The sequence below is a fragment of the Seonamhaeicola maritimus genome, assembly GCF_008056315.1.
GTDB classification, from domain to species: domain Bacteria; phylum Bacteroidota; class Bacteroidia; order Flavobacteriales; family Flavobacteriaceae; genus Seonamhaeicola; species Seonamhaeicola maritimus.
On the sequence record NZ_VRKQ01000018.1, the window covers coordinates 495,049 to 501,272 of the forward strand.

General features: G+C 32.2%; 6 protein-coding genes. 2 read left to right on the plus strand and 4 right to left on the minus strand.

Annotated features, from left to right (window positions below; genetic code table 11):
• Positions 1–2 precede the first annotated feature (2 nt).
• Positions 3–431 (minus strand): SRPBCC family protein, encoded by a 429-nt coding sequence (locus FUA22_RS17055; RefSeq protein WP_147769794.1) that lies wholly within the window; start codon positions 429–431, stop codon positions 3–5.
• A 64-nt stretch (positions 432–495) separates the two neighbouring features.
• On the opposite strand from FUA22_RS17055, the gene pdxH reads away from it, so the two are divergent.
• Together pdxH and FUA22_RS17065 are read left to right on the plus strand one after the other, a co-directional pair.
• On the plus strand, positions 496–1,143 hold the full coding sequence (gene pdxH / locus FUA22_RS17060; protein ID WP_147769795.1) for a pyridoxamine 5'-phosphate oxidase: 648 nt from the start codon (positions 496–498) through the stop codon (positions 1,141–1,143).
• 164 nt (positions 1,144–1,307) lie between these two features.
• The gene (locus FUA22_RS17065) at positions 1,308–1,802 is read left to right on the plus strand and encodes a CAP domain-containing protein (RefSeq protein WP_147769796.1); all 495 of its coding nucleotides are present in this window, start codon (positions 1,308–1,310) and stop codon (positions 1,800–1,802) included.
• A 586-nt stretch (positions 1,803–2,388) separates the two neighbouring features.
• Here the strand turns inward: FUA22_RS17065 and FUA22_RS17070 are convergent.
• From FUA22_RS17070 to FUA22_RS17080, 3 genes are all read right to left on the minus strand, one after another.
• Positions 2,389–4,305, minus strand: a complete 1,917-nt coding sequence (locus FUA22_RS17070; RefSeq protein WP_147769797.1) for an OmpA family protein — start codon at positions 4,303–4,305, stop codon at positions 2,389–2,391.
• 15 nt (positions 4,306–4,320) lie between these two features.
• Complete coding sequence (locus tag FUA22_RS17075) at positions 4,321–5,247, minus strand: PorP/SprF family type IX secretion system membrane protein (RefSeq protein WP_147769798.1); 927 nt, start codon at positions 5,245–5,247, stop codon at positions 4,321–4,323.
• Between the two features lie 11 nt (positions 5,248–5,258).
• Positions 5,259–6,224 (minus strand): T9SS type B sorting domain-containing protein (locus FUA22_RS17080; protein WP_147769799.1); only part of this gene is annotated, 966 nt, incomplete at its 5' end.

The window sequence follows — 6,224 nt, forward strand, 5'->3', positions numbered from 1 at the left end:
TTTTATTGCTTTTCAACATAATATTTAAACTTCACTAGCCATTTATCAACTTGCTTTCTAAACATACTGGGGAATAGTCTTGCCATTACATTAATAATAAAACCAGTAAACCTTGTATATTCAATAATAGTAGTAAGTTTTGTTTCATGGTCATTAATAGCAACAAATTCAGTGTGCATGGTATTACTCATATTCTTATGGTCATACTGGGCTTCAAACGTATCTGGCAGCTTGTTCTCAATAATAGTTTCTATCATTTCAAACTTGGCATAAATGAGTTTTGATTTGGCTCCGGCTTCTTTCTTATTTCCACTTAAATGGTCAATCCTTTGAAACCCCTTTTGTGATTGTTTTAAAGCCTCTGGGTCTTCAAAATGTTTTACCACATCTAATTTTGGTTTATTGATATTAATACTACAAGTAAATTTCATTATAGGTGAATTTTGTGTACTAAAAATAGGCAAAATTTATATCAATCTTGTAAATTGCACTTGTATGGAAAATGATTTAGGTAATTACAGAAAGTCTTATGAGAAGGGGGAGCTTCTATTAAATGAAGTGCCTGAAAATCCTATGGAATTGTTTCAAAAGTGGTTTTTTGAAGTAGATAAGTTTTTTGTTGAAGATGAAACTAATGCCATGACTATTTCTACTATTGGGTTAGATGGATATCCAAAGAATAGGGTAGTGCTGCTTAAAAAATACACCTATGAGGGATTTATTTTTTATACTAACTACTCAAGCGAAAAAGGGAAGGCTATTGAAGAAAACCCTAATGTGTGCTTGTCTTTTTTTTGGCATAAAGCTGAACGGCAAATTATTATAAAAGGTAAGGCTGAAAAGATTGCAGAAAATTTAAGTGATGGATATTTTGAGTCTAGACCTCGTGGTAGCCAGTTAGGAGCTTTAGCATCTGACCAAAGTGAAGTAATTGAAGACCGAGATTTTCTTGAGCAACAACTTTCTAAATTAGAAGATGAGTTTGGAGGGAAAGAAATACCAAGACCAAAGAATTGGGGTGGCTATATTGTAAAACCAGTAGAGATTGAATTTTGGCAGGGTAGGCCCAACAGATTACATGATAGAATTAGATACCAACTTCAATTAGATTACAATTGGTTAATTCATCGATTATCTCCGTAAATATAAGATTAAATACATTTTTTCAATTTTTAAACTACATATAATCGATAAAAAATGCATTTTGTCGATTTTAAATAGACCGTTTATCGATTTTAAACCTTAATATATGCAAATGCTTCTTACGGTTAATAACTTTATAGGACCAAATCTAAATTTACCTACTTATGAAGTTATTAACAAAGCTGCCATTATTGGCATTGTTAGCTGTTTTGAGTTTTTCGTGCTCAACAGACAGTATTGATGAAAAGGCAGATGCCATTGAATTAAGCTTGAAGACTCCCCAAACAAAAACTATTGAAGTTGAAATCCTAGAACTTATTAATAATCACAGACTATCTATTGGGCTTAGTCCTCTGGGTGATATGAAAGTGGTTAAATCGGTTGCATATAGTCATACTGATTACATGGTGGATATGGATCAGATATCTCATGATAATTTTTATACGCGCAGTACCTATTTGAAACAAAATGCTGGAGCTAAAAGAGTTTCAGAGAATGTTGCGTATGGTTATACTTCTGCCGAAACCGTTGTAAAAGCTTGGTTACGAAGTGAAGGACATAAAGAGAACATTGAAGGAGACTTTACTAATTTTGATGTTTCTGCCGAAAAAAATGAAGAAGGTAAATGGTATTATACCAATATCTTTATTAAAAAATAACGAGCTTTCATTAGCTACGTAAACTTATAACCTTATTTGATTTACTGATTATTAGCAAACTTTGCATGATAGAGGTATGATGCAATTAAAAAATTAAATAGGTTATTTCAAATAACTTTTGTTATTGAATTTAGCTTTAGGTATAAAACCCTCTCATAACTGAGAGGGTTTTTTAATTATCTTTTTAAGCTGAGATTAAGTTTTTTTGTTTTTTTGAATAATAGAGTTGTTATTTTTTAAAAGAGTCCTGTTGGAAACATTTTTAAAATTCAACTTATTTCTATTTCATATATTTTAATTCATTACCAACAGGTTTTACCACAATTATCCTGAAAAGTTTTCAATTAAGGCTAAGTATAATGAGTATGTTAAGTATAGTTTTTCATATTCAGAAATTTGATATAGTTTGTATATGCAAACTGTCATTAAAGAAAGAAGTACTCTGTTCTAAAGTTGGTTTATTTAAATTATTTGCAACTATAGTATAAGCCGATTTAGGCTTAAGCTATCCTAATTGTAGGTTACAAAAAAACCATCAAAAGCAGAAGCCTTTGATGGTTAATGTTATGTATTGAATTTAGCTTAATTATTCCATTTTAATAATAATAAACTCAGTACGTCTGTTTAATTGGTGATTGTCTTCTTCACAATTCACACTTCCATCACATCCGTTAGTTAATCTACGTTCACCAAAGCCTTCATGAGCTGTAATTCTAGAGGCATCTACACCTTGAGAAATTAAGTATTCATAAGTTGAATTAGCTCTATCAATAGATAGTTTATCGTTATAAGTTAAAGTACCTCTAGAATCTGTGTGAGATTCAATTCTAATTACCATTCCTGGATAAGTTTCGTTCATTAACTTAACAATTTTATCTAACTCTAAAGCAGCATCAGTACGTATGTTATGTTTATCGAAATCGAAGTAAATAATACCTAAATCAGCTAAAATTGGAACATCTCTAACAGGAGTTAATTCTAGGTTAGCTGTAATGGTTGTAACTTTTGTTTCAATATTTTTAGAGGTGAATTCCTTAACATCATCTACATATTTCTTCTGGCTAGCAGTAATTTTATAGTCTACATCTCTATCAATATTTATTTCATAGTAGCCTATACTGTCAGTTTCCATATAAGCAATTTGCTTACCATTGCTATCTAATAAAGTAATAATGGCATTAGGTACTGGTTTATTGTTAACTATATCTGTAACTACGCCTTCAACATTTAATAACGGTACTCTATTATATGCATAGATATCATCATCTCCTTTACCTCCCGGACGATTTGAAGCAAAATAGCCTGTTAAACCGTCAGCATTCATGGTAAAAGAAAAATCATCTTTACTTGAATTCACTGGAACTCCCAGATTTATAACATCAACAATTTCTTCATCTTCATTAGAAATCGTGCCAAAAATATCGAGCATACCAAGACCTACGTGTCCATCTGAAGAAAAGAATAAACTTCCTTCATTATTTACAAATGGCATACCTTCAGCTCCTGATGTATTAACTACATTTCCTAAGTTTTTAGGTTCACCTAAACTTCCATCATCATTGATATCTACTACATAAATATCTGAAGCTCCTTCACCACCAGGTCTATCTGAAGCAAAATATAGTTTTTTGTTATCCTGACTTAACGCTGGGTGTTGTGTACTGAATTCTGAGTCGTTAATTGATAAATCTTCAACGTCTGACCAAACACTATCTTTTAAGGTAGCTCTGTAAATTTTAACTTGATTAATACCCTTACTATTACTATCGTAAACATTTTTAATAAAACTATTTCTAGTAAAATACATGGTATTACCATCAGTTGTAATGGCAACAGGGCCATCATGATAAATAGAATTCACATCTCCTTTTAGTTTTGCAGTATGATCTGCTGGCTCTTTACTGTCTTTGTCTACAGCATAAACATCTAAAAAAGGTTGTTCATTCCAACCATATAAACGTTTGATTGAAACACCTTCGTCTCGAGTGGAAGCAAAGTAAATTTTTCCATCATGCTCAAATGCACCAAAATCACTAAGGTTTGAATTATGGTTAAACTTGCTTAAAAAGTATTGTTGTTTAGCATTAAATATGTTTGTAATAAAATTACCTTTCTTTAAATACTTTCCGGTATTAGCTACACCTCCAGAATCTTTATAGCGTTTTAACCACTCTTTAGATTCATCATATTTCTCAATACCTCTTAAAGCTTGTGCGTAATTATAATAATATTCTTTAGGAACATTTTCTTGACTTACAGCCTTTTTATAATACTTGGCCGCATTTTTAGCATCTCTCATTAGAGCATAACAATCTGCTAAACGTCTAATGACATAATCTTCATTATACTTGCTTTCAAGAAGCTCCAGATAAGTTTCTGTGGCTTTTACAAATGAAAACTTATTAAATAACGTGTCTGCTTTTTTCTGTTTTCCGTATTGCGCAGATGCTGTAAAACTCACCGTCAATAGGATACAAACTAATATGTAATTTTTTAATTTCATGGGTCGTTTTTTTTATTAGAAATATCTAGGTGATTTTAATTTATTACTCATAAACTTAAATTCATAAATTAACAATACTTCATGAGTCCCACTAGTATAGTTATTTATATCTGAATTTGGTTTTTCATATGCATAACCTAAACGTAATTGTCTAGATACTTGAAAGTCCATAAACCCTCCAAAAGCTCCAGTTCTTTCGTTAACTCTATAGGAACCACCTATCCAAAACTTTTCATTAAATAAGAAGTTTCCAGTGAAATCATATGATATTGGAGCACCATTGGTGGCTTTTATTAAATATGATGGTTTAAATTTTAACTTATCATTTAAGTTAAATACATAGCCACCAGTGAAGTAATAACTTACTCTCTCAAGAGCCTCAAAACCTTCTTCTTTATTTTGATTCGATTTTAAAACACGTGGAGCAGATAAACCTAGGTACCATTTATTTGTATGCCAAAATAAACCAAGTCCTATGTTTGGAGCCCATCTATTCTGAGTACCGTTGAAAAACGGGTCATTAGAAATACTAGGGTCATTCAAAAATTCTTGATCAAAGCTATAACCAGTAAAACCTGCTTTTAAACCAAATGCTAACTTGCCATCCACACCTGTTGGAATACTATATGAGAAGTCTCCATATAGGTATGAATAGTTTTGTGGACCTAAATCATCCTGAATAAAGGATAAACCTAAACCAATTCTATCATTCCTTAATGGGGAGTGAATTGAAAGTGTTTGGGTAATAGGTCCTCCATTAAAGTCAACCCATTGACTTCTATGCAGACCAACAATGCTTAAGGCGTCTCTACTGCCGGCATAAGCTGGATTCACAGAGATTGTATTGTACATGTACTGCGTAAACTGTGGTAGCTGTTGAGCTACTCCAAACGCAGAGCTAAACAATGCAATAGCGATTATGTAATGTTTAATAAGTTTCATAGGTTAAAGTTTTATTTGGTTCCTAAGTAAACTGGTCCAGTAAATGGGGGCAATCCAGCCAATCCTGATCCGTCACTATTTTTTAAAGTTATTATATAATAATACGTTCCGTTTGGAGCAGTATCTGCATTACCTACAGACCCATTTGCTTGTCCTTCCCACTTGTTAGGATTTGAACTACCTGTCATTGGGTCACTTTCATCTAATGGGTAATTAGTAGATTGGTAAATTAAAGCACCCCATCTGTTGAATATTTTAACTTCAGCTATAAATCCACAACCAGGATCTGATAATATATTAAATGATTGGTTATAGAAATCACCATTTGGTGTAACAGCTTTAGAGATTATAATATCATCTGAAGTACATGGGTAAACCACACAATCATCATTTATATTAATAGTAACATTAGTTGTTTCTAAACATCCTGTTGGACTAGTGTATGTATAGCTAAATACATAGTCACCTAAGAAATCTAATAAATTTGATGGATCGAAAATGCTGCCTTCTAAACTTGGCGTACCAACACCAGAAACGAATGTCCAACTAGAATTGTCTAAGTCATTCACAAAATCATTTAAATCTATAGTACCATCATCAACACAGGCATCCGTTGTTAGGTTAGAAACAAATTCATCGATTGTTACAGTAACGATTTGTTCAAAACCACTTTCGTTACCACATTCATCAGTAACTAACCAAGATCTTTTAATTTCATACTCTTCAGTAGAACCTTGAATATAGCTTGTAGTTTCAGTAAATTCTACTTGAATGCTTTCAGCAGGAGAACAGTTATCTGAGAACGTTGGTTCAGGTGCATCTGGAATAGCGTCACATGTTGCGGAAACAGATCCAGGAAATTGAGTTATTAACTCGGGTCCTTTAGTATCTATAACCGTAATAGTTTGAACATGTGTTGTTATATTATCACATCCATCATTTAATGACCAAGTACGTGTGATAACAGATTCATTAGC